The 22,043-nt window shown below is 57.7% G+C and carries 22 protein-coding genes; 15 read left to right on the top strand and 7 right to left on the bottom strand.

Translation table 11 applies throughout. The features are described 5' to 3' along the window. Positions 1-40 precede the first annotated feature (40 nt). Complete coding sequence (locus tag MOV76_RS05880) at positions 41-304, bottom strand: SDR family oxidoreductase (protein ID WP_258719726.1); 264 nt, start codon at positions 302-304, stop codon at positions 41-43. A 274-nt stretch (positions 305-578) separates the two neighbouring features. Next, on the bottom strand, positions 579-1,628 hold the full coding sequence (locus MOV76_RS05885; RefSeq protein ID WP_247264030.1) for an aldo/keto reductase: 1,050 nt from the start codon (positions 1,626-1,628) through the stop codon (positions 579-581). Between the two features lie 131 nt (positions 1,629-1,759). Here MOV76_RS05885 and MOV76_RS05890 point away from each other — a divergent pair, with 131 nt between their 5' ends. From MOV76_RS05890 to MOV76_RS05940, 12 genes are all read left to right on the top strand, one after another. After that, positions 1,760-2,686 (top strand): LysR family transcriptional regulator, encoded by a 927-nt coding sequence (locus tag MOV76_RS05890; protein ID WP_247264031.1) that lies wholly within the window; start codon positions 1,760-1,762, stop codon positions 2,684-2,686. 445 nt (positions 2,687-3,131) lie between these two features. After that, positions 3,132-5,984, top strand: coding sequence for a winged helix-turn-helix domain-containing protein (locus tag MOV76_RS05895; protein ID WP_247264032.1), 2,853 nt, complete (start codon positions 3,132-3,134; stop codon positions 5,982-5,984). 25 nt (positions 5,985-6,009) lie between these two features. Continuing rightward, the gene (locus tag MOV76_RS05900; RefSeq protein WP_247264033.1) at positions 6,010-7,056 is read left to right on the top strand and encodes an acetoacetate decarboxylase family protein; all 1,047 of its coding nucleotides are present in this window, start codon (positions 6,010-6,012) and stop codon (positions 7,054-7,056) included. A gap of 56 nt (positions 7,057-7,112) precedes the next feature. Beyond that, positions 7,113-7,913 carry an acetoacetate decarboxylase family protein gene (locus MOV76_RS05905; RefSeq protein WP_247264034.1) on the top strand — a complete coding sequence of 267 codons (801 nt, stop codon included), beginning with the start codon at positions 7,113-7,115 and terminating at the stop codon, positions 7,911-7,913. A gap of 56 nt (positions 7,914-7,969) precedes the next feature. Beyond that, the gene (gene poxB / locus MOV76_RS05910) at positions 7,970-9,691 is read left to right on the top strand and encodes a ubiquinone-dependent pyruvate dehydrogenase (RefSeq protein ID WP_247264035.1); all 1,722 of its coding nucleotides are present in this window, start codon (positions 7,970-7,972) and stop codon (positions 9,689-9,691) included. Positions 9,692-9,896: 205 nt separating this feature from the next. Further along, positions 9,897-10,727 carry a ubiquinol oxidase subunit II gene (gene cyoA, locus MOV76_RS05915; protein ID WP_247264036.1) on the top strand — a complete coding sequence of 277 codons (831 nt, stop codon included), beginning with the start codon at positions 9,897-9,899 and terminating at the stop codon, positions 10,725-10,727. Then, positions 10,717-12,696: a cytochrome o ubiquinol oxidase subunit I gene (gene cyoB / locus MOV76_RS05920; RefSeq protein ID WP_247264037.1), complete on the top strand. Its 1,980-nt coding sequence runs from the start codon at positions 10,717-10,719 to the stop codon at positions 12,694-12,696. The genes cyoA and cyoB overlap by 11 nt, the downstream gene beginning before the upstream one ends. After that, on the top strand, positions 12,693-13,331 hold the full coding sequence (cyoC, locus tag MOV76_RS05925; protein WP_247264038.1) for a cytochrome o ubiquinol oxidase subunit III: 639 nt from the start codon (positions 12,693-12,695) through the stop codon (positions 13,329-13,331). Before cyoB ends, cyoC begins: the two co-directional genes overlap by 4 nt. Next, positions 13,328-13,702 carry a cytochrome o ubiquinol oxidase subunit IV gene (gene cyoD, locus MOV76_RS05930; protein ID WP_247264039.1) on the top strand — a complete coding sequence of 125 codons (375 nt, stop codon included), beginning with the start codon at positions 13,328-13,330 and terminating at the stop codon, positions 13,700-13,702. The genes cyoC and cyoD overlap by 4 nt, the downstream gene beginning before the upstream one ends. Before the next feature lie 400 nt (positions 13,703-14,102). Beyond that, entirely contained in the window at positions 14,103-14,423 is a 321-nt protein-coding gene (locus MOV76_RS40275) for an autotransporter domain-containing protein (protein WP_408987985.1), read from the top strand. Positions 14,424-14,760: 337 nt separating this feature from the next. Next, the gene (locus MOV76_RS05935; RefSeq protein WP_247264040.1) at positions 14,761-15,102 is read left to right on the top strand and encodes a helix-turn-helix transcriptional regulator; all 342 of its coding nucleotides are present in this window, start codon (positions 14,761-14,763) and stop codon (positions 15,100-15,102) included. Beyond that, entirely contained in the window at positions 15,092-16,405 is a 1,314-nt protein-coding gene (locus MOV76_RS05940) for a type II toxin-antitoxin system HipA family toxin (RefSeq protein ID WP_247264041.1), read from the top strand. Before MOV76_RS05935 ends, MOV76_RS05940 begins: the two co-directional genes overlap by 11 nt. A gap of 120 nt (positions 16,406-16,525) precedes the next feature. Here MOV76_RS05940 and MOV76_RS05945 read toward each other — a convergent pair whose 3' ends face one another. Continuing rightward, positions 16,526-16,999, bottom strand: coding sequence for a VOC family protein (locus MOV76_RS05945; RefSeq protein WP_018245242.1), 474 nt, complete (start codon positions 16,997-16,999; stop codon positions 16,526-16,528). A 538-nt stretch (positions 17,000-17,537) separates the two neighbouring features. Next, the gene (locus MOV76_RS05950) at positions 17,538-17,756 is read right to left on the bottom strand and encodes a RodZ family helix-turn-helix domain-containing protein (RefSeq protein ID WP_247264042.1); all 219 of its coding nucleotides are present in this window, start codon (positions 17,754-17,756) and stop codon (positions 17,538-17,540) included. A gap of 332 nt (positions 17,757-18,088) precedes the next feature. Between MOV76_RS05950 and MOV76_RS05955 the strand changes: the two genes are divergently transcribed. Next, on the top strand, positions 18,089-18,295 hold the full coding sequence (locus MOV76_RS05955; protein WP_247264043.1) for a hypothetical protein: 207 nt from the start codon (positions 18,089-18,091) through the stop codon (positions 18,293-18,295). Between the two features lie 41 nt (positions 18,296-18,336). On the opposite strand, the gene MOV76_RS40030 is transcribed toward MOV76_RS05955, so the two are convergent. Then, a complete protein-coding gene (locus MOV76_RS40030; RefSeq protein ID WP_309506082.1) occupies positions 18,337-19,002 on the bottom strand; it encodes an AraC family transcriptional regulator in 666 nt (221 codons plus the stop codon). A 57-nt stretch (positions 19,003-19,059) separates the two neighbouring features. On the opposite strand from MOV76_RS40030, the gene MOV76_RS05965 reads away from it, so the two are divergent. Together MOV76_RS05965 and MOV76_RS05970 are read left to right on the top strand one after the other, a co-directional pair. Then, the gene (locus MOV76_RS05965) at positions 19,060-19,356 is read left to right on the top strand and encodes a hypothetical protein (RefSeq protein WP_247264044.1); all 297 of its coding nucleotides are present in this window, start codon (positions 19,060-19,062) and stop codon (positions 19,354-19,356) included. Beyond that, a complete protein-coding gene (locus tag MOV76_RS05970; RefSeq protein ID WP_247264045.1) occupies positions 19,346-19,927 on the top strand; it encodes a type II toxin-antitoxin system VapC family toxin in 582 nt (193 codons plus the stop codon). The genes MOV76_RS05965 and MOV76_RS05970 overlap by 11 nt, the downstream gene beginning before the upstream one ends. Positions 19,928-20,325: 398 nt before the next feature. On the opposite strand, the gene MOV76_RS05975 is transcribed toward MOV76_RS05970, so the two are convergent. Next, positions 20,326-21,162: an alpha/beta fold hydrolase gene (locus MOV76_RS05975; RefSeq protein WP_247264046.1), complete on the bottom strand. Its 837-nt coding sequence runs from the start codon at positions 21,160-21,162 to the stop codon at positions 20,326-20,328. An 80-nt stretch (positions 21,163-21,242) separates the two neighbouring features. Beyond that, positions 21,243-21,998 (bottom strand): SDR family NAD(P)-dependent oxidoreductase, encoded by a 756-nt coding sequence (locus MOV76_RS05980; protein ID WP_247264047.1) that lies wholly within the window; start codon positions 21,996-21,998, stop codon positions 21,243-21,245. Positions 21,999-22,043 lie beyond the last annotated feature (45 nt).

The following is a 22,043-nucleotide window of genomic DNA, read 5'->3' on the forward strand; positions in this document are numbered from 1 at the left end:
TTGGTAGGGTTGACCGATGTAGGAACCGCAAAGGCGGATATCACCGCATGCCGGCGACGTTGTAGCCGCCATCCACCGTGATGCTCTGGCCTGTAACGAACGCCGCCTCCGGGCTGCTCAGCCAGGTGACCGCGCCGGCAATATCGTCCGGCTGCCCAATACGCCCGAGCGCGGAATACGCGGCGAGCGCGGTCATCGCTTCGGGCGGAAATTTGCCGGTCGCCGGAGTATTGGTAACACCCGGACTGGAGTTGTTGATGCGAATACCATCCCGTTCGATCTCGAGTGCCAATGCGCGAACCATGGCATCCACGGCGCCCTAGGGCGGCAGCCCGGCCGATCCCGCTTTCGGCGCCTGTCACTACGGCGACCCGGCCCGCGAACCGTTCCGGATCATTCCGCAGGATTGTCTTGTTTGCCAACTTCACCGGCATGTCTATGATCCAACTTTGTTGAGGCTGGCTTCAATGTAGTGGGGAGAGATATGTTGGAAAATCATCTGTGATCGGCATGCCTTGGTGAGCAGGGCGCAACAATCGTGAGCGGGGCGATTTCGCCGAGCTGACCGCTTCCCGCTCTCAGGCTTTTGGCTCGAAGGGTGCCGGGCGGCGGCCAGCGCCTTGGTGGGCGAGCATCCAGCCCGGATATTCCGGCACCAGCGCACTGACTTCATCGAGCCTTTTCATATCGTCTTCATCGAGCTTCAGCTTGACGGCGGCAAGGTTCTGGTCGAGCTGGTCGACACGCTTGGCGCCGATGATCACTGTGGTGACGAAGGGCTTGGCGAGGATATAGGCGAGCGCCACAGTGGCGACGCTGACGCCATGCTTTTCGGCGACTTCGCGCATGACGGCAACGCAGGCCCAGGCCTTGTCCTTGTCGACGGGCGGGAAATCGAAACTGGCGCGGCGGCCTTCGCCGTTGCCGGGCGCGCCTGGACCATACTTGCCGGAGAGCAGACCGCCGGCGAGCGGCGACCAGACCATCAGGCCGAGCTTTTCCTCCTGCATCATCGGCACGATGTCACGCTCGAGATCGCGGCCGGCGATGGAGTAATAGGCCTGCACCGTCTCGAAGCGGGCAAAGCCGCGTCGTTCCGACAGGCCGAGCGCTTTGGAAATGCGCCAGGCCTGCCAGTTGGAGACGCCGATATAGCGCACGAGACCGCGGGAAACGAGATCGTCAAGAGCGCGCAGCGTCTCCTCGATCGGCGTCACCGTATCGGTCGCGTGGATCTGATAGAGGTCGATATGATCCGTCTGCAGGCGCTTGAGGCTCGCCTCGACGGAATCCATGATGTGGCCGCGCGAGGCACCGCGGTCGTTCGGCTTGTCGCCCATGACGCCGTAGACCTTGGTGGCGATGACGACGTCCTTGCGGGGGATGTCGAGGTTCTTCAGCGCCTGGCCGAGCAGCCTTTCGGACTCACCGAACCAATAGACATCGGCGGTATCAATGAAATTGACGCCTGAAACAAGCGAGCGCTCGACGATCCGGTCCGCCGCCTTCTGGCCCACACCTGCGATGGCGCCCCACGCGGGGCTGCTGCCCGCTTCGCTGAATGTCATGGTGCCCAGGCATATTTCCGAGACGAAAAGTCCCGTATTTCCGAGTTGATTGTATCGCATGGAGAAATTCCTTGTGTCGGCCGCAAGCGGCCGACAGCTCCTTTGTTGAGAACGGCTTCAAGGTAATGGTGGTAGCTATGTTGGAAAATGATCTGTAATCGGCATGCCTTGTTGAGCAGGAGACAACAATCATGAGAGGGAGCGATTTCGCCGAGCTGACCGCTTTCGTCGCTGTCGCCGAGACGCAGAGTTTCGCGCGAGCAGCTTCGAAACTGGGCCTCTCCCGTTCGGCCTTGAGCCACGCAATCCGCGCGCTCGAGGAACGGGTCGGTACACGGCTGCTCAATCGCACGACGCGCAGCGTCTCCCTGACGGATGCCGGACGCACGCTGTTTGCCCGGCTGCCTCAGGCATTTGCCGAAATCAAAGATGCCGTCGACGGCCTGAGCGTTTACCGTGAACAACCGGCGGGGACAGTTCGGCTGAACCTGTCGCGCCCGGCCGCCGAGATCCTGGTCACTTCCAAGCTTCCAGCCTTTGCGGTCGCCTATCCCGACATCCATGTCGAACTGACAGTCGAGGACCAGATTTCGGATATCGTCGGCAGCGGCTACGACGCGGGCGTTCGTCCCGGCAGATTTCTCCATCAGGACATGATAGCGGTCCGGTTGACACCGGACATTCGCATCGCCATCGCAGGATCACCGGCATATTTCGAGCGTCATCCCATACCGACTGTACCGAAGGACTTGGCCAAGCATGCCTGCATCGATTACCGATGGACCGAGTCCGGCGCCGTTTATCGATGGCCGTTCAGCAACGCAGGAGAACAGCTGGAGGTCGAGGTAACGGGTCCTCTGACGACGAACGATATAGGCCTGACGGTGGAGGCCGCGCTTGCCGGGATGGGACTGGCCTGCACGCTTGAAGGCAACATAGCGCAGGAGCTGGCACAGGGGCGCCTAGTCCGGGTATTGGAGGACTGGTGCCCCCCGTCCCCCGGCTTCTACCTCTATTATCCAAGCGGCCGCCTTCTTTCGGCGGCGTTTAGGGCGTTCATTGACTTCATGCGCACCGGCGAGGACGTCACGAGCGAGGCCGAGGGTTCGGGAGGATGACGTGCATGATTGCCGACCTTGTCTGAGGCGGCAGGTAATTGCGGTCTGCATGACATCAGGACGAACCCAAACCTAAGTATAGTTACGACGCTCGCCGGCTGGCTATATCCTCAAACCATCGCCTTGATCCTCCTCGCGAGGCGGGTAGCGCGCTACCAAAGACGACTGCCGTGTGAGAGAATACCCACCCTTGGGATGTTCACACGCACAGATCGCATGGTGGACATATTCGGCAATTTAAACTGCATTGAGCACGCTACTGGATTTGATAAGATGGATTGCGTGTGCGATATGCGTTTTAACATCAGAATTCATGATGTTTATCCCATTGTTTTTTCAGTAATCTTGGCATTCCACTGCTTGGTTTTCGCACCCTTGAAGAGGGCGCAGGTCTTGGATATCGGACGCCGCGCAGGCAAGAGAAGGCGTAGGGATCTGGCGAATCATGAACAATACGGTTCGGGAATCGAAAGACTTATTTTCCTTTGGCCCCTTTACCCTGGTGCCGATGGAAAGGCGGCTCGAAAAGAACGGCGTTCCCGTCACCATAGGAAGTCGCGCTTTTGATATCCTTCTCATATTGATCACCCATGCAACGGAGATCGTCAGCAAGACGACGCTTCTGAAGCAGGCCTGGCCGAACGTCATCGTCGATGAAGGCAGCCTGCGCTTTCAGGTGAATGCGCTCAGAAAAACTCTCGGCGAGGGCGGTTCAAGCGCCGAATATGTTTCGACGGTGCAGGGGCAGGGATACCGGTTCGTCGCACCGGTGTCTCGGTTGACCCCTGCCAAAGAGGCGAAGGAAAGAGCTTCATCATCCGACATTGCCGGCCTGCCTTCCAAGCGAACCAGGCTCGTCGGGCGCGATCCGACGGTACGATTGCTGGCACAATTGCTGATCGCGAAGCGGTTTGTGTCCATCGTGGGGCCTGGTGGAATAGGAAAAACATCTGTCGCCATATCGGTGGCGCAATCGATGAGCGTCGAGAAGGATCTTTCGGTCTGTTTCGTCGATCTCGGCGCGGTAACCGATCGGAAACTGGTGGCGAGTTCCGTTGCGTCAGCGCTTGGCGTGACTGTCTATTCCGACGATCCCGCTCCCGCCATACTATCCTCCCTGAAGGAAAAGCGCCTGCTGCTCGTGCTCGACTGTTGCGAGCACGTCATCGATTCAGCGGCCGAGTTGGCGAATGATATTTTCCAACACGCAAATGAGACATACATCCTCGTCACAAGCCGGGAGCCGCTTCGCGTCGAGCGCGAGCATATTTATCGTTTGCCGCCTCTGGATTTTCCACCCGACGGTCCAAACCTCACGATCAGTGACGCGATGAGATTTTCTGCCGTTCAGCTTTTCGTTGATCGGGCATCGATGTCGGTGAACGATTTCTCGATTGGCGACGAAGATGCCGAGGCGGTTGCCCTCATCTGCCGGCGGCTCGATGGCATCCCGCTTGCAATCGAATTCGCAGCCGGCCAATTGGAGGCATTCGGGATTCAGCGATTGACGGCGCTGCTCGACGACCGGTTTCAGTTGCTCTGGAGAGGGCAGCGCACGGCATTGCCTCGACATCAAACACTCAATGCCGTGCTCGATTGGAGCTATGCGCTGTTGAGCGCGGAGGAACGCCAGGTTTTACGTCGCCTGTCCATTTTTGTGGGAAGCTTCACAATCGAGGCAGCACAATCGGTTGCTTCGACCAATGAGGTCGATCCGGCCCATATCGTAGCGGTCGTTGCGAGCCTGATTGCCAAGTCTCTCGTCAGCGCCAACGTCGGACATCTTCAGCCGCGCTACCGGCTCCTGGACACAACGCGGACCTATGCTCTCCAAAAACTCGAGGAAAGCGGAGAGCTGAAGGAAATGCAGTTTCGGCATGCCGCCTATTTCCATGACGTGCTTGCTCTGAGAACACAACGCGATCAAATGGGGCCGGAGCACCTGAGAGAACTCGCCCGCGACGTTGACGACATTCGCATGGCTTTGAACTGGGCGTTTTCCGCTGAAGGCGACCCCTTGTGTGCGATAGGGCTGACGGCATCATCCGCAGAGATCTGGCTCGGCGCAGGTTTGCTGGCCGAATGCAGGGAGCTGATGACACGGGCCCTTTCGAATTTCGAGATGAGCGGGGCGGGGCCGCGGCAGGAAATGCTGATTCAGATGGCGTTGGGCGCGGCCGTCATGTTCACCGTTGGCATAGGTAGCGAATTCAAAGCGACATGGCACAAGGTTCTGATCATCGCGGAAAATATCGGCGATGCGGACGGACAGTTGACGGCCTTGCTGACATTGTGGGCGCAGCAGATACGATCAGCAGAGTTTGCATCGGCGCTCGAGCTTGCAGAACGCGCTGCGGTAGTCGCCGCAAACCTCCCCGATCCAGGCGCGCAGGCAATGACTGGCTGGATGGTGGGCCTTTGCATGCACCACCTCGGTAAGTTGAACGACGCCAGGATAAATCTGGAAGAGTCGCTTAAAAAAGATACCGAGGCGTCCCGGCAGAGAATTCTGCGTCAATTCGGCTATGATCGCCGTGTCGATGCATTGGGCGTACTCGCGAACCTGCAGTGGACGCAAGGGTTCGCAGACAAGGCCTTGATGACGAATTCGCTGTCGATGCGAGAAGCCTCACAATTCGAATACGCAGTTCCCGTATGTGTCGCAAAAGCCTGGCACGGCTTTAACAGCTATCTGACAACCGCTGATTTTGCACAAACGGAAAGCGAGCTGAAGGATTTGGTCGAATTCGCACAGCGGCATGGCATCGAGAGCTACCATGGCTTCGGTCTTTGCCTGGTGGCATTGTGTCGTGAGGGTCGTGACCATATCGAAACGACGGCACGCTCTGTCTTGGCGGGGCTCGAGGTGCTTTCGAAGTCGCAGTATAGGGTTTTTCATCCTATCTTTCGCGCACAACTCGCAAGGGCGTTGGCTGCCGTCGGCAGATATGATGACAGCTTGCTCCAGTTGCATCTTATCGACGACGAGGATCACAACTCGGACCATTGGTGTCGCGCTGAAATTATCCGAATTCGCGGCGAGATCTTTGCCATGCGCGGCGAAACCGGGCCTGCCGAAGAGCTTCTCATTGCCTCGGTGGCGCATGCGAGGCGGCAAGGCGCACTTGCCTGGGAGCTGCGTGCAGCCAACAGTCTTGCGCGCCTCTACATGGATAGACAGGAGCCAATCAAGGCGCGCACAACGTTGGCCCCTGTCTTCTCGCGCTTTACCGAGGGATTTTCGACCCGCGATCTCCTAGAAGCCCGTTCCCTTCTTGCAGGAATGCCGGTCGGCTGAGCTCTTCCTGCCATAACGCTATTCTTTGGCGAAGCGTCGTTGCGAATTCTGGGATCGCAAGAACCCTCCAGAACATCCGAAGGCCGGATGGCGGCCAGTATCGGCGTCAATCGTTGATCAGAATGACCTGTGCGCCTGCTCGGTCCTTGACAAAGTACCAGTGTTAGCGAGCTGCGTGGTTCTTTTAACAAAATCTAACGAGCGTCGCCTGGCGAGGGCACGCATGATGCCTCTCGTGACTTGGACCGATAGCACTGAAGAGGACCAGGGAATGCTCAAAGGTTATACGCTTCCACTTTCACCCGAGGGTGAAGCAAACATCGTTCCGACGCCGCCATGGCACTATTCCGGTGATGTGCTGGCGATCGAATTCTGGACCGATCCACAGGCCGCCGCCGCCTGCCTGCCGCCGGGGCTCAAAGCCGATCAGTGCGCCGACGGACATGCTCTCGGACTGTTCGTTGACTGGCAGTTTACCGCCCAGGACGACGAGTTTCTCGATCCCGCCAAGTATCAATACCGCGAATTTTATGTGCTCGTCGATGCCGTGTGGCGCGATACGCCGGTTGCCTGGTGCCCTTACATCTATGTCGACAACGACGCCGCCATGGGCCGCGGCTGGATCCAGGGATATCCGAAGAAGTTGGCTAGCGTGTTTCAGACACGGTCGTTTGCAGCCGCCAGCCCTGCGGCCGCCCCGATTGCAGCCGGCACGACCTTTGCCGGCAGCATGTCGGTGCATGGCCGGCGCGCTGCGGCCGGGCGCGTGACCCTTCGCGAGCAGGTTCCGGAACTGCCGGCAGCCTTGTTGCGTCCGACCGTCAATCGCCGATATTTTCCGCGTCTGACCGCCGGACAGCATGATCAGCCGAGCGTCAACGAATTGACCATGGTCGTCAACGATGACTTCAAATTCACCAATTGCTGGGTGGGCGAAGGCAAGATCGCTCTTCCGAAAACGGCGGGCGAGGAACTCGACGCATTGGCTCCCATGCGGGTCGGCTCGGGATATCGTTTTTCGATGTCCTGCACCATCAAGGATCTGAAGATCCTTGATGGTCTCGGTTCTTGAGAGGCCAGTTAACCCGGCCGTCAAGCTATTCACTCCTGGAATTTCGGAGCAATCCCATGCTTAAAGGTTACACTCTTCCCCGCTCGCCTCTCGGAAAGGCTGCTGCGACGCCGGCGCCGCCATGGCACTATTCCAGCGACATCGTCGGAGCCGAATATTGGACCGATCCGGCAGCAACCGCGGCTCTCCTTCCGGATGGATTATCCCCGGATCCCAAGACGAATGGCCATGTGACGGCGGTATTCCTCGATTGGCAGTTCACCAGCCAAAATGAGGAGCTGCTGGACCCTGCTCGTTATCAATATCGCGAAGCCTTTGTGCTGATCGACGCGGTATGGCGCGAAACACCGATAGTCTTTTGCCCCTATATCTACGTCGACAATGACGCGGCCATGGCCAGAGGCTGGACTCAAGGATTTCCGAAACGTTTGGGCAGCGTCTTCCAGACCAGAAGCTTCGCTGCCCCGGGCCTTGCCGCCGGTCAACTGCGGCCCGGCAGCCGCTTTGGGGCCAGCCTGTCGGCCCATGGCGAACGCCTGATGGAGACGCGCATCACCCTCCATCAGGCGGAGCCCGATCCGCGTGTCATCTTCGGTCGTCCAACCGTCAACTTGCGCTACTTCCCGCGCCTTGCCGCCGGCCAGCAGGATCGACCTGCGGTCAACGAGTTGGTCCTGTCGATCACCGACAACCTCACAATCGTCGACATGTGGACGGGCGAGGCCGACCTTCTCATTCCTGAGATCGAGGACGAAGAGCTTCACGCCTTGTCTCCGATGAGTATGGGCAAAGGTTTCCGCTGTTCGATGGCCTATTCGGTCACCGACCTGAGGACACTCGAGGATTTCCAGGCATGACCACGCCCATCTCGGCGTGTCGGATCCATCGTAGTTAGGCGGTTTAGGAGGAAATTATGTCTAGAACTGCTGCAGCATATCTTGCCGAAACTCTGGAAAAAGCAGGCGTCAAGCGGATTTACGGGGTTGTCGGCGACTCGCTCAACGGCTTGAACGATGCTCTTCGCAAAAAGAAAAGCATCGACTGGGTGCACATGCGGCACGAGGAAGGCGCGGCCTTCGCGGCGGGCGCGGAGGCGCATCTGACCGGAGAGCTCGCCGTGTGCGCCGGCAGTTGCGGCCCGGGAAATCTCCATCTGATCAACGGACTTTTCGATTGTCATCGCAACGGTGTTCCGGTGTTGGCCATTGCATCCCACATCCCAAGCACCGAGATCGGCATCGACTATTTCCAGGCCACCCATCCCGAAAATCTCTTCAAGGAATGCAGCCACTATGTCGAATTGGTTTCAGACCCCAGGCAGCTGCCTCAAATTCTTCATCGCGCTATCCGGGTCGCCGTGGCCAAGAGAGGCGTGGCGGTCGTTGTATTGCCCGGCGACGTGGCCTTGAAGCCAGTTGAAGCAAAGGTTCCGGAATGGCTGATACCCACGAAACCCGAAATCAGGCCGAGCCAGAGCGATCTCGAGCGGCTTGCGGCGCTGCTGAATGCCGATGCAAGGGTCACGCTTCTCTGCGGTGCGGGTTGCGCGGGCGCGCATAGTGAGGTCGTCGACTTGGCGCGCAAGCTCAAGGCGCCAATCGTCCACGCATTCCGTGGAAAGGAATATCTCGAATACGACAATCCCTTCGACGTCGGCATGACGGGTTTGGTGGGCTTTGCCTCGGGATATGAAGCGATGATGAGCTGCGATACGCTGCTCATGTTGGGCACGGATTTCCCCTATCGTCCGTTCTACCCCGAGCACGCCAGGATCGCCCAGATCGATATCAGGCCGGAGGCGCTGGGCAATCGAGCTCCGCTCGACATTGGGCTCATCGGCGACGTCAAGACAACGGTGTCGGCGCTCATGCCGTTGCTGGAGGAAAAAAGCGATTCTTCACACCTGGACCAGGCCGTTGAGACCTATGCCAAGGCAAGGCGCGGTCTGGACTCGCTCGCCGAAAGCGGGCCGAACAGCGATGTCATTCATCCCCAATATCTTGCGCGACTCGTCAGCGAACTGGCGGCGGATGACGCAGTCTTTACCTGCGATGTCGGGACACCAATCATCTGGACCGCCCGCTATATCAAAGTGAATGGAAGGCGACGGATCGTCGGCTCGTTCAATCACGGCTCGATGGCAAATGCGATGCTTCAGGCAATCGGTGCGCAAGCGGCATTCCCGAACCGGCAGGTGATTTCTTTGTCCGGCGACGGAGGGTTCACCATGATGATGGGCGATTTCATCACGCTCACGCAAATGAATCTGAATGTGAAGGTCATCGTTCTCAACAACGGGACGCTTGGCTTCGTCGAAATGGAAATGAAAGCCACCGGCTTCCTCGATACCAATTGCGACCTGATCAATCCGAACTTCGCAGAAATGGCGCAAGCGATGGGCGTCAAGGGCATTCGGGTCGAGAGGCCGCAAGACCTTGAGGCTGCCCTTGCGGAGGCCATGGCGCATGACGGGCCGGTTCTCGTCGATGTCGTTAGCGCACGCCAGGAATTGGCCATGCCGCCGAAGACGACGGCAGAACAGGCCTACAAATTCAGCTTGTTCATGGCGAAGGCCGTTCTGGACGGACGGGCTCGCGAACTGATCGACCTCGCCAAGGTCAATCTGACCCGCTGAGCGGGTTCAAATTATTGCCAAATCGAAACTGACCGTCCCGGACTGCCGGGGCGGAGGGAAGTTCTGTGCGCAGAGCCAACGAAGGAGCCGCCGAATGAACCGTATAGTCTCAGACGGAACTACGTCTGATCCCTCAGGGGCCTGGTCTGCCTGCATGCTTTCTTGCCTTGGCAAGTTCGGCCGCGTTGGCTTGATCCTTCCGCCCATGGCCGCGGGCCTCGCAGCTTGCCAGGAGGGTGTGCTCAGCCCACAGGGGCCGATCGGAAAAGCCGAGCGCATTATTCTGATCGATGCGACGGTCATCATGCTCGCCGTCGTTATCCCTGTGATCTTGCTGACAGTGGCTTTTGCCTGGTGGTTCCGCGCCGGAAACGACCGAGCCAGATATTTGCCGGACTGGGAGTATTCCGGGCGCATCGAAATGATCGTCTGGTCCATTCCGGCACTCGTCATCATTTTTCTCGGCGGCATCGCCTGGATCGGCTCTCATCAGCTCAGTCCTTCCGAACCAATCATCTCGGCGCAAAAGCCGGTCGATGTGGAGGTTGTGTCGCTCGATTGGAAATGGCTGTTCATCTATCCGTCTGAAGGGGTTGCCAGCGTTAACCGGCTAGTGGTGCCGGTCGGCGCCCCCGTCCATTTCAAGCTGACATCAGCCACGGTCATGAACAGCTTTTTCGTGCCCCAGCTTGGCAGTCAGATCTACACGATGCCAAACATGACGACACAGCTCAATCTCCAGGCAGACACACCAGGCGTCTACAAGGGCCTGTCGGCACAGTTCAGCGGCGACGGCTTTTCAGACATGCATTTCGAACTCGCGGCCGTCCCTGACGATCAATACCAGGATTGGATCAGGACGACGCAGGCCAAGAACAACAGTCTCGACGCCGGTACTTTCTCCACCCTCGCGCGCCCCAGCAGTGCAAATCGGCCGGAGACCTTCTCCTCCGTCGATCCGCGGCTGTTCGAGGCGGTGTCGATGGGCGGCCTTTCCGATTTCTCAACCCAATTGGAGCACTCAGATGCTAGGTAAGTTGAGCTGGGACGCCATTCCCTTCAATAACCCGATCGTGCTGATCGCCTTCTCCCCCGTTGTCGTATTGATCCTCTTTTTGCTGGGGCTCGTGACAATCAAGGGATGGTGGCCGTATCTCTGGCGCGAATGGATCACCAGCGTCGATCACAAGAGGATCGGGGTCATGTACGTCATCCTCGCGCTGGTGATGTTGGTGCGCGGTTTTGCGGATGCGATTATGATGCGAACGCAGCAGGCATTGGCCGCGGGCGGAGCCCAGGGCTATCTTCCCCCCGACCACTACGATCAGATTTTCTCTGCTCACGGCACGATCATGATTTTCTTCGTGGCGATGCCGTTCGTTGTCGGCCTGATGAATTTTGCCGTGCCGTTGCAGCTTGGCATCCGGGATGTGGCCTTTCCCGTCCTCAACAATGTGAGCTTCTGGCTCACCGCAGCCGGTGTTCTTCTCATCAATGTATCGCTGGTTGTCGGCGAGTTTGCGCGCACGGGATGGCTTGCCTATCCCCCGCTCAGCGAGACGGCTTTTTCGCCCGGCGTCGGCGTCGACTACTATCTCTGGTCGCTGCAGATATCAGGCATGGGGACTTTGTTGTCGGGCATCAACCTGACGACGACGATCCTCAAGCTTCGGGCGCCGGGCATGCGGTACCTCAGAATGCCGATTTTCTGCTGGACCGCCCTGGCGTCGAATCTTCTGATGGTCGCTGCGTTTCCCGTTCTGACGGCCACCTTCGCGATGCTGTTGCTCGACCGCTATCTCGGCTTCCATTTTTTCACGACGGATGGCGGCGGCAATGCGATGATGTATATCAACCTGATCTGGATATGGGGCCACCCTGAGGTCTACATCCTCATCCTTCCGGCATTTGGTGTTTTCTCCGAGGTGGTCGCCACCTTCTCGTCAAAGCCCTTGTTCGGCTACCGCTCCATGGTCATGGCGACCATGGTGATCTGCATCCTGTCATTCGTGGTTTGGTTGCACCACTTTTTTACGATGGGTGCTGGCGCCAACGTCAACGCCTTCTTCGGTGTGATGACGATGATCATCGCGGTGCCGACCGGCGTGAAGGTCTTCAATTGGCTCTTCACTCTCTATGGCGGGCGGATTCGATTTACGACACCAGTTTATTGGGCCCTGGGTTTCATGGTGACATTCGTGATCGGTGGGATGACCGGGGTTTTGATGGCGATCCCGCCGGCTGATTTCGTCCTGCACAACAGCCTTTTTTTGATCGCTCATTTTCACAACGTCGCAATAGGTGGCGTCGTCTTCGGAGTGCTTGCGGGCTACACCTACTGGTTTCCGAAGGCTTTCGGGTTCACGCTCGACGAACGGCTCGGCAAAGCCGTCTTCTGGTGCTGGTTCATCGGCTTCTATCTCGCTTTCATGCCTCTATACGCTCTCGGGCTGATGGGCGCCACGCGACGGATGCAGCACTACGCCGATCCAGGCTGGCAGCCCTTGATGCTGGTGGCGCTTGCAGGAGCCGTTCTGATCCTGTTCGGCATCGTCCTGACGGTGGTGCAACTCGTCGTCAGCATTCGCACGCGGGAGCAGCGTCGCGATCTGACAGGTGACCCATGGGGCGGACGAACTCTGGAGTGGTCAATCCCGTCACCGCCACCAGCCTGGAATTTTGCGGTCCTGCCGACGGTCAACGGCACCGATGCCTATTGGGCCATGAAACAGAAGGGCATTCAGCCTCTCGTCGCAGATGGGAATGCATATCAAGCGATCGAGGTCCCCCGCAGCAATCCCACCGGTGTCTTTCTGGCCTTCTTCTCGGTCGGATGGGGATTCGCGATGATCTGGCACATATGGTGGATGGCGATCCTTGGCATCCTCGGCTGTATCGCGGTTAGCCTCGCCCAAGCGTGGCGTGTCGACAATGAAACAACGTTCAGTGCCGAAGAAGTCGCCGCCGTCGAGCGGGCCCGGCTTGGCCAGGAGATCCCAGCATGAGCCAATCTCATCTCACACTCGTCCATAACAGCGACGCCGCGCCGCACGACCTACCGCTCTCGGAAAGGGGGCCGGCACCGGTATCGAATGTCGTCGGCTATGGTTTCTGGCTGTTTCTGCTGTCCGATATCATCATATTTGCAGCGCTGTTTGCCGCCTATGCGGTGTTGTCCGGCTCAACGGCCGATGGTCCAGGCGGCGCACAAATCTTCGACAAGGATCACGTTTTTCTCGAAACGCTATTCCTGCTCGCATCCAGCGTGACCTGTGGTTTCGGCGGGCTCGCGGTGCAGCGCAATGACCTCAGGCCGAGCATCTTTTGGTTGGTTGCCACATTCTTCCTCGGCGCCTGCTTTCTGGTGCTTGAAGTGTCGGAGTTCGCCAGTCTTGTCACCAGCGGCGACGGTCCGACAAGAAGCGCCTTTCTCTCGGCGTTTTTCATCCTGGTCGGAACCCATGGGCTGCACGTCTCCGTCGGAATGCTTTGGCTTGTGGTGATGCTGGCTCAGATCCTCACGCTCGGATTCAAGCCGATGGTGCGCCGCCGGCTGTTCTGCTTCTCTCTCTTTTGGCACGCGCTCGATATTGTCTGGATCGGCGTTTTTACAATCGTCTACCTCGGAGCACATCAATGAGTGATCTTAGCGAAGCACAGGGGCAAGCCCCAGGCGTCAACGAGCACAGCCGGCCGGATGGACGCAGCTATCTGATTGGCCTGGCTTTCGCTCTCGTTCTGACCACTGCATCGTTCTGGGCGTCATCGAGCGATCTGATCTACGGCCCAGCTCTTCCTGTGCTGCTTGCGGTGCTGGCGATTGCACAAATGGGCGTGCACCTGGTGTTTTTCCTTCACATCTCGAGCGCACCTGACCAGACCAACAATTTCCTTGCTCTCGCATTTGGTATCTTCGTCGTGGGGCTCATCGTATTTGGGTCCATGCTGATCATGTCGAATCTCAATCACGCGATGGTATCGATGGATCAACTTATGGATATGCAACGGTAGTCAGGCCTTGCGTCAACCAAAGACCAACAATCGCTAGCTGACGCCGGTCCTGTGACCAGGGCAGGCAGTCGGATTAGTTCCCTGTCGGTCGCGAGTCCCGGCGGGTCGGTAATGCGATGATTGGGCGTGTCAAGTACGCGTCCAGGAGGTGGAGAAAATTGTGGCTTTACTTCCCGATTTCAATTGAAGCCGTAGGCTGTATTTTCATTTCTCATTTTTGACTTGCCGGCTTAATGCGGGGCGGGGGCAGAGCTCGGGCGCTTTGGTGAGATTGACCCGGAAGCGGCGATGCATATGGGCCCCCCTACGCGTCTGCTTTAGGGGCGTGAAGGAGATGATGCGGCCGGAGGCGGGACCGCCTCGAAGACCAATGTTCCAGCTTCGTGGTGGGGACACATGAATCTTAGTTCTATCCGAAGATCGAACGGGCGTACACGCCGCAACATCATTCGAAACCTTCGGTCTTCCGGCCAGCGTTCGCGGATCGCTTGGTTGGCACCATGCTACTGGCGATACCGATGCGACTTCGACATGGCGCTTTTCTTCGGGTCTCCCATTCGCCGTCGAGGGTGCCTCCATCGATACCAATGTCGCAGTGGCGGACATAGGTCTTGACCTGGGGCTCTCGCCCGGTAGCAAGCTCGCCTTGCGCTACTCAAGTCAGATCGGCGCAGACTCGTTTGAAAACAACCTTTCCGCACGACTCGACATCAGGTTTTGAGCCAGAAACGGTGCCGGACGGGCCAATGCTGTGCATGGGGATAAAGACTGCCGAGAGAAGGGGAAGGTGGGAGATGTCTCGTTGCGGGCATACAACCCAATACCGGGCGACGCAGCACGGTATGGAATTCAAGCGCGCGGTTGTTAACCCTGTAGCGTCGCGCGCCACCGATCTTGACGGCCAGATATTCTCGCTGAGATGCCAATAATGAGCGATACATCGCGCATATAGGAACTATATGACCGACATGTCGATCATTATAGCAGGTAAAGCTGTAGACATTTGCCTTGCCCAATGCATAATGCATATTATGGCTATATGTATGATGGATCGATCAATGCCGGCAACGAGAAAACAGAGCTACGCACGATATACGATTGCTGCCGTCAATGTTTTAGGAAACATGATCCAGCTTGAACGTAAATCGCGGAGGATGACAGCGCAGGAACTTGCCGGCCGTCTTGGCGTAACACGCGGAACTGTGCAGCGGCTCGAACAAGGAGATCCGAAAGTGGAGCTGGGCGTCGCCTTTGAGGCGTGTACCGTTCTCGGCATTCGCCTCTTCGACGACGATCTTGGCGGTATGACATTCAGAAACGAAGAACTCCAGAAACGTCTTACGCTCCTGCCCAAATATGCGCGTCCGCGAAAGCCGATAGCGATCGACGATGACTTCTAAAAAGCCGCAGCCAACAGAAGCGTTCGTATGGGTGTGGCTATCGGAAACCGCCGATCCCGTGGTGGCCGGCCGCCTTGTCTTGAGGGATGGCGAGATCAGCTTCGTTTATGGTCGATCCTATCTGCAAAATCCGAACGCGGTTGCCCTTTACCTTCCGGAATTGCCGCTCGAAACGGGTGAGATACGACCTCTTTACGGTCTCTCAATGCCGAGTTCCATTCGAGACGCCTCTCCCGACGCATGGGGACGTCGGATTATCCTCAATCGCGCATTCGGCGTGAAAAGCGGCGAACTGAATGGACTGGAGCTTGATGAACTGACATTTCTGCTTGAGTCAGGCTCAGACCGAATTGGGGCGCTCGATTTCCAAACATCGGCGATAAAATATATTGGTCGCGGTACCGGCCACGCCACGCTTGATCAACTCATGAATGCCGCGGAACGGGTTGAAAAGAACCTTCCCCTCAGCCCCGAGCTGGATCAAGCGCTCCATCACGGCAGCTCGGTTGGCGGGGCTAGGCCAAAAGCCTTGATCGATGATGAGGCGCGCAAATTCATCGCAAAATTCTCGAGCAGCTCTGACACGTATAGCGTGGTGAAGGGCGAATACATTGCCATGCGCCTGGCCGCGCTTTCAGGTCTGAATGTATCGCCTGTAAAGATCGTTCGAGCGTCGGGGAAGGACGTATTGCTTGTCCAGCGCTTTGACCGCATTCGCGCTGGCAACGCTTGGTATCGCCGGTCGATGGTATCCGCCTTGACCATGCTCGAGCTCGACGAAATGCACGCGCGATATGCAAGCTATCAGGATCTGGCTGAAAGCGTACGCATCCGTTTTACCTCCGTTCCCGAAACATTGAGAGAGCTGTTTTCGCGCCTTTGCTTCAATGTCCTCGTTGGCAATACCGATGATCATGCCAGAAATCATGCCGCCTTTTGGGACGGCGCTTCGCTTTCACTCACGCCCGCCTACGATATCTGTCCGCAGCCGCGTGCAGGAGAGGAAGTGAGCCAGGCGATGCTCATCGTCGAGCAGGACAGGAGCAGCAAGATCGTCACCTGTCTCGCCGCGGCGTCGCATTTCCACCTGAGCCGGACTGAGGCGATCGAGATCGTCGGCCACCAACTACGCACGATTGGAGATAATTGGCGCGCATTGTGTGGTGAGGCTGCTCTGGGCGAAGTGGACCGAGCCCTGTTTTGGGGAAGGCAATTTCTAAACCCTTATGCCTTTTATGGCCTTGATGGCGACGCGAGCGATTTAGCGACAACGGCAGATACAATACGGGCTGAGCAAGGATAGCTAGCTTTACAGCTCCACTTAACCCAACGCAACCCTCCCTACGCGCCGACGGGTTGCCGACACTGGCTATTGTGCCTTGAAACGTTGGCGGTAGAGTGGGCGGCCAAGTTGCCGACGACGCTATCCTCGAACGGCCGCTTCAATTGCCGCGACGTCGATCTTCTGCATCTTCATCATCGCGTCGAAGGCTCTTTTTGCTTCAATCCCACCAGTTCTCATGGCATCCATCAAAACGCGCGGCGTGATCTGCCACGAGATTCCCCAACGGTCCTTGCACCACCCGCATTCGCTTTCCCGTCCGCCATTTCCAACGATGGCGTTCCAATATCGGTCGGTTTCCTCCTGGTTTTCTGTCGAAATCTGGAATGAGAAAGCTTCACTGTGTTTGAAGGTTGAGCCGCCGTTCAATCCGACGCAGGAGACACCGGCAACCGTAAATTCGACAACCAAAACGTTGCCGACTTTTCCATCCGGATAATCGCCGGGTGCTCGAATAATGGCTCCGACAGCGCTATCAGGGAAAGTCTGCGCATAAAAGTTTGCAGCTTCCTCGGCATCTTTCTCGAACCAAAGGCAGATCGTGTTCTTTGCCATTTCAGTCCCTTTCATGATTTGGTGTGAGGGGTCTAGCAGTCGTCATGATTGAAAGACGGACGAGTTATCGAGGAACCGACATCATCCCAAAAAGATTCTTTGGTCGGCGCAACGGTAGCGATATCGGCGCGGGAGATGACGGCGGAGAAGATCGTCGTCTTCAAGCGATAAGGTTCGTCATCCAAATCTTATTTGCCCAAGGCGACGATGGGGCTATTGAGACGATATGAACTTCTGACCCGTCAAAGATCAAACCGCTGTCCGAACAGGACCAGCGCACTCCCGGTTTGGTGCTCAATGACCCGGTAAATTGCGGTCGGCAAGCTGACGCGCGAGCGTCTCTAAAAAGCAAGGTTGCGACGAATGACTTCAGGCGCTCGGCAAATTGATTTGGGCCAGCCGACTCGTCCCAGCCGGGCTGAGTCAAGCGCTTAATTGTCCCTATAAGCTGTACCAGCATTGGACGGCTTCCCATTGAAGCGCGACCTCTACTCAGTGAGCTGCGGCAGGCACTCTCCTTGAAAGCGCGGCGCGCGTCTCAAATCTTGTCTAAAACCCCTAGAGGGGCTGCGGTTCTTCGGATCCTCGACGCGTCGAAATCCGCGTCGTTCTCCAGAGCTGTCACCTCCGCAACAGTCAGACCAGTAGTTTCTGCGACGTCGTCCAGCGAATAGCCGCGAGCCTGGCGAGCCTCTGCAAGCAGGGCGCCGATGGACGGGACAACAGGGGATTTCGCAATCTTCGAGGCCATGTTCATGTCGTTGAGGCTCCTTTTGGCGGCCGGAAAACGTGCAAACCGCTTTCTAGTTCCACCGCTGCCGACCGCGTCCGGCAGCGGACGATTTCTCCGATTTCCGCGGGCGCTCTTTCTATCAGTTTGTGCGACGGAGTACAGATCTGACGTGATGAGGGAGCGGACGCCCCTTGCATGCGGCCGACGAGAGGTATCGTAGATGCCGCCTCAGGCGAAACAAACAGATCGAACTGCTGTCTTTCGCTACCTCGGGTTCATTCTTAAAACGACTCTTCAGACTACATCGTCCGACAGATTCGCTATAAGTCATCCGCTCGTACAGATCAGGAGAAAACATGGAAACCGTGGAGATCAGCAACCGCAGTGACTTGGCGCTCTGGGCGATCCAACGCGCGCAATCAATCGTTGCGGCCGGAGGCGCGGCCTTCGCGATGGCTGCTCGTGATATGAATGAGGAAGCGCTGGCGGAGACTGCCGCCGCACTTGGCAAGGCCATCAGCGATGCCATGCTCGAGGTCTTCGACGGCCTGCTAGAAGAATAGTCTCAAGCTTGAGTCTCGGGATAGCAGGCGCTATCTGACCACTATTTTAATATAATTTTTGGGTCAGTAATCGAGTGAAAAGCCAGGAGACCGACGATCTGTTTGATTGACTTGCCGGTGTTCACTAGAAAGTCGCTGGCCCGCTGGATGCGCACCGTCATTTGAAATTGCTTGGCCGACATGCCAGTCTGCGCGCGAAAAAGGCGCCGAAAATAGAGGTGGCTGACACCGAGTTCCTCGGCGAACTGTTCAACCGAAAGCGGCAGGCCGCAACGCTCCATCAAAATCATTCGCGCACAACCGACGAGCCTGCCGGATACGCTTCTGTTGATATCGGTGGGCCGGCATAAAAGGGCCAGCAACTGAAGTCCAGGGGTTGAGATGCGCAGCTGATTGCGCGCGGTATCGTGCTGCGCCAACGCGTGGATCGAAGTGAACAAATCTGAAATCTCGGAGCTGCTTGGTCGCTCCGGTTGCGCCGAGCCGGCGTCGCATGCGAAATTGAAGGCGCTTCCCCCGCATTCGATCCAGTGCTCGACCCATCCGGCGCGGCGATCCGGGGCATGCCGGTGCCTGGCACCGGGAAAGAGCAGGAAAATAGAGCCTTCGGGTATCGTTGTCGGTCTCCACCCGTCCGGTGCCCGCTCCCCGTCGTCATTCCCATGGTGGATTGCCGCGAACTCCTGGATCGCAACCCCTACCGCTATTGAACCTTGCCCTCCTGTTCAACGCAATCTATATTCTGTTCAACACAGGAGAATGTTATGGCTACCCAACCACGAACTGGTGCGGAAAGCGAAGCGGAAGTCGCGTTGACTCGCAATAGGCTCGTACTTGAGCAAGCGAAGGCCGTCGGTCTCCTTGGTACGGCGAAGAATACCCGCTTGTCGGGGCGAGTGCCGTCGGAGTTGATCGAGGCAGCCAAGAAGCGTGCCCATGTTACATCTGACACTGAGTTGCTGGAATTGGCGCTTTCACGGCTGGCTCTCGAAGACGACTTTGGCGCACGTCTGGTGGGCCGCAAGGGCCGCATCCCGACGGATATCGATCTTGGGATTTGAACTCTCTGAAATCCTGCGATCACTAAAGCCCCAAAAGCACGTCGGGACGCTCGAGCGCAGGCCCGACGAAGATCTTCCTTGGGCTGCCGACGAACCGGCAATCGGAGGACCTCTGTTCCTGGATACGAGCGTCTATTTGGATGTGCTTCAAGGCCGCTCGCCGGTGGAGGTCGATAGGCTGATCACGTATCGCCTATGTCACCATTCGGCGGTCTGCCTGTCTGAGCTGACCCATGCCTTCGGCCGACTGGACCCCAAGCACGCCACTACAAAAGCGGTCCTCGAAACGATGGCGACGACGGTCGAAGACATTCCCGTACACCGACTTCACGCTCCAGATGCAGCCGTCTGGGGACATGCCGGGGTGTTGGCGGGTCTGCTCTTTCGCTTGAGCAATCTCCCAAAGGGGGAGGGACATGAGCGCCGCTTCGTCAATGACGCCATGGTTTTCTTGCAGGCACGGCTGCTGGGTGCGAGCGTGCTGACTGGCAATGTTCGCGACTTTGATTTCCTCTCACAGATCATACCGACCGGTCGGGTCATCCTCTATCGAGCCCCAGTGGAGGCGTGATCATCATAACGCCGAACTCTCCCTCGGTTGCTATTCTGCACGAAGCGAAATAGCCGGGGAGGCGCTGGCAACAGATGTAAACTGCCTGCAGCATACGCAGGGATTTCTGCGTTTTGTGGACGCCGGCTGATCCGGTACAGAGCGGGACCCGTCTCGACTACCGCCGGCGCGATCAAGCTTGCCGTAGAGTTTGAATGACTCAAACTGCGTGCACAGAGATCCACCTTGAACGGCTGACAGATGCTCAACCTTGTTGACGGACGGATTTTGACGGCGCGCAGCGGTGCGATTGTCGGAGTGAGGCGATGTCTCAAATTCAGCTGCGTCAAGCCATTTACGCGCTTTCCTGGTCCGGATCCGTGCGGCGTCATGATGGGGATGGAAAAGAGTTCGGTCGGCTAACTTGATAACAAGAAGCTAGAGAGTAGTTCGTTGAAACGGTCTGGGGCCTCAAGAAAGGGGAAGTGCGCTCCACCTTGATTGTCTTCGAAGATGATGAGCGTTGATCCCACGATTTGGCCGTGGATCCACTCCTGTGAACGCGCATCGACGTGACTGACACGGCCGCCGACGATCAGCGTTGGCCGGTCGATCCGGGTAAAGATATCACTCCAGTCGATCGTGCAGTGATTGACGAATAGGCTCGCAACCTGACCGGGATCGACTCTGAGATTCTCCGCCAGCAACCACTCCTTCAGATCTGCCGGAATCTGCTTGGTCACCATCGAGTCTAGAAAGGCGCCTCGTGTTGCATGCCCATCAGCGCCTATGATCTGCTCAGCAATTGCAAGCATCGTTGTGCTGTCGAACAGGGCTCCGGCATTGACCGCATCTTGTTCGCTCATGCCGGCCTGGCGCATAACGGAGGCCGGTTCATCAACGAAGACAAGGCGGTTGAAATGCCTCGTGCCGAACATGTCGATCATTGCCCAGACCACAGAGGCTCCCATCGACCACCCGACGATGTCGGCACGTTCGATTTGTTCATGCCGCATCAGTTCCTGAACGTCGCCAGCGAACCGATATATCCGATAACCATGCGTCGCATGAGGCGATTGACCATGACCACGGAAGTCCAGGGCAACGACACGCCGGTTCCTGGCGAAATGGGCGATCTGATGCCGGAACATCGCTGCCGACTGTGACCAGCCGGGCAACAGGATCAGCACTTCGCCCGATCCCTCGTCTGTATAGGCAAGTGTTGCCCCATCCGATGTCTCGAATGTCTTCTTCATCTGCCGTTCTCCTCCTCACAGTCTTCGTCAATTCGCCATCGCTTGGCTTTCGCCTCCCGCGGTCCAAGCAATGGCGCAGATCAGTATCGCATGAAGCCCCCGTCTACATTGAGCGTCACGCCGGTGATGAAGCCGGCGGCCGGCGAGACGAGAAAAGCAGTCGCTTCTGCTATGTCCTCAGGCTGTCCCGTTCGGCCAACCGGGGTTGTGGCAATAATGCCCTCTCGCTGCTTGTCCGTCAGTGACGAGGTCAGATCTGTATCGGTCAAGCCGGGGCATATTGAGTTGCAGGTCACACCGAGAGGACCGGCTTCTAGCGCGATACCCTTGGTGAATGCGATCACAGCGCCCTTCGCGGCGGCATAACAGCTGTTGCCGAACAGACCACCGCCTCGCTGGCCGGCTACTGAGGCGATGTTGACGATGCGGCCCCAATTCGACGCCGCCATATGGGGAAGGACGGACTTTGTCAGTAGAAAAACCGAGGTGAGGTCGATGGCGATCAACCGCTGGAATTCAGCAAGCCCGACATCTTCAATTGGGCCTGTTGAGACGATGCCGGCATTATTCACCAGTATATCTATTCCCGAGAATCGAGCCGTTGCTTCCCGCGCTAGCTGAAGGACGCACATGGGATCGGCTAGATCGACCTTCATGAAGGCCGCGGAATCGCCGCGCTCGGCAAGGTGGCGGACGCGGCGTTCACCGGCCTCGTAGTCTATGTCCGAAATGATGACGTGCGCTCCGCGTGCCGCCAGCCGGTCAGCTATTGCCAAGCCTATCCCGCGTGCAGCCCCCGTGACCAGGGCCACGCGGCCCGTCAAGTTCCGTTGCATACTCCCCCCGTTACCGATAGCGTTTCGGCAATGTCTCCGCGATCA

Origin of the sequence: Rhizobium sp. PRIMUS64, from assembly GCF_023006465.1 — a bacterium.
Lineage (GTDB): Bacteria > Pseudomonadota > Alphaproteobacteria > Rhizobiales > Rhizobiaceae > Rhizobium > Rhizobium leguminosarum.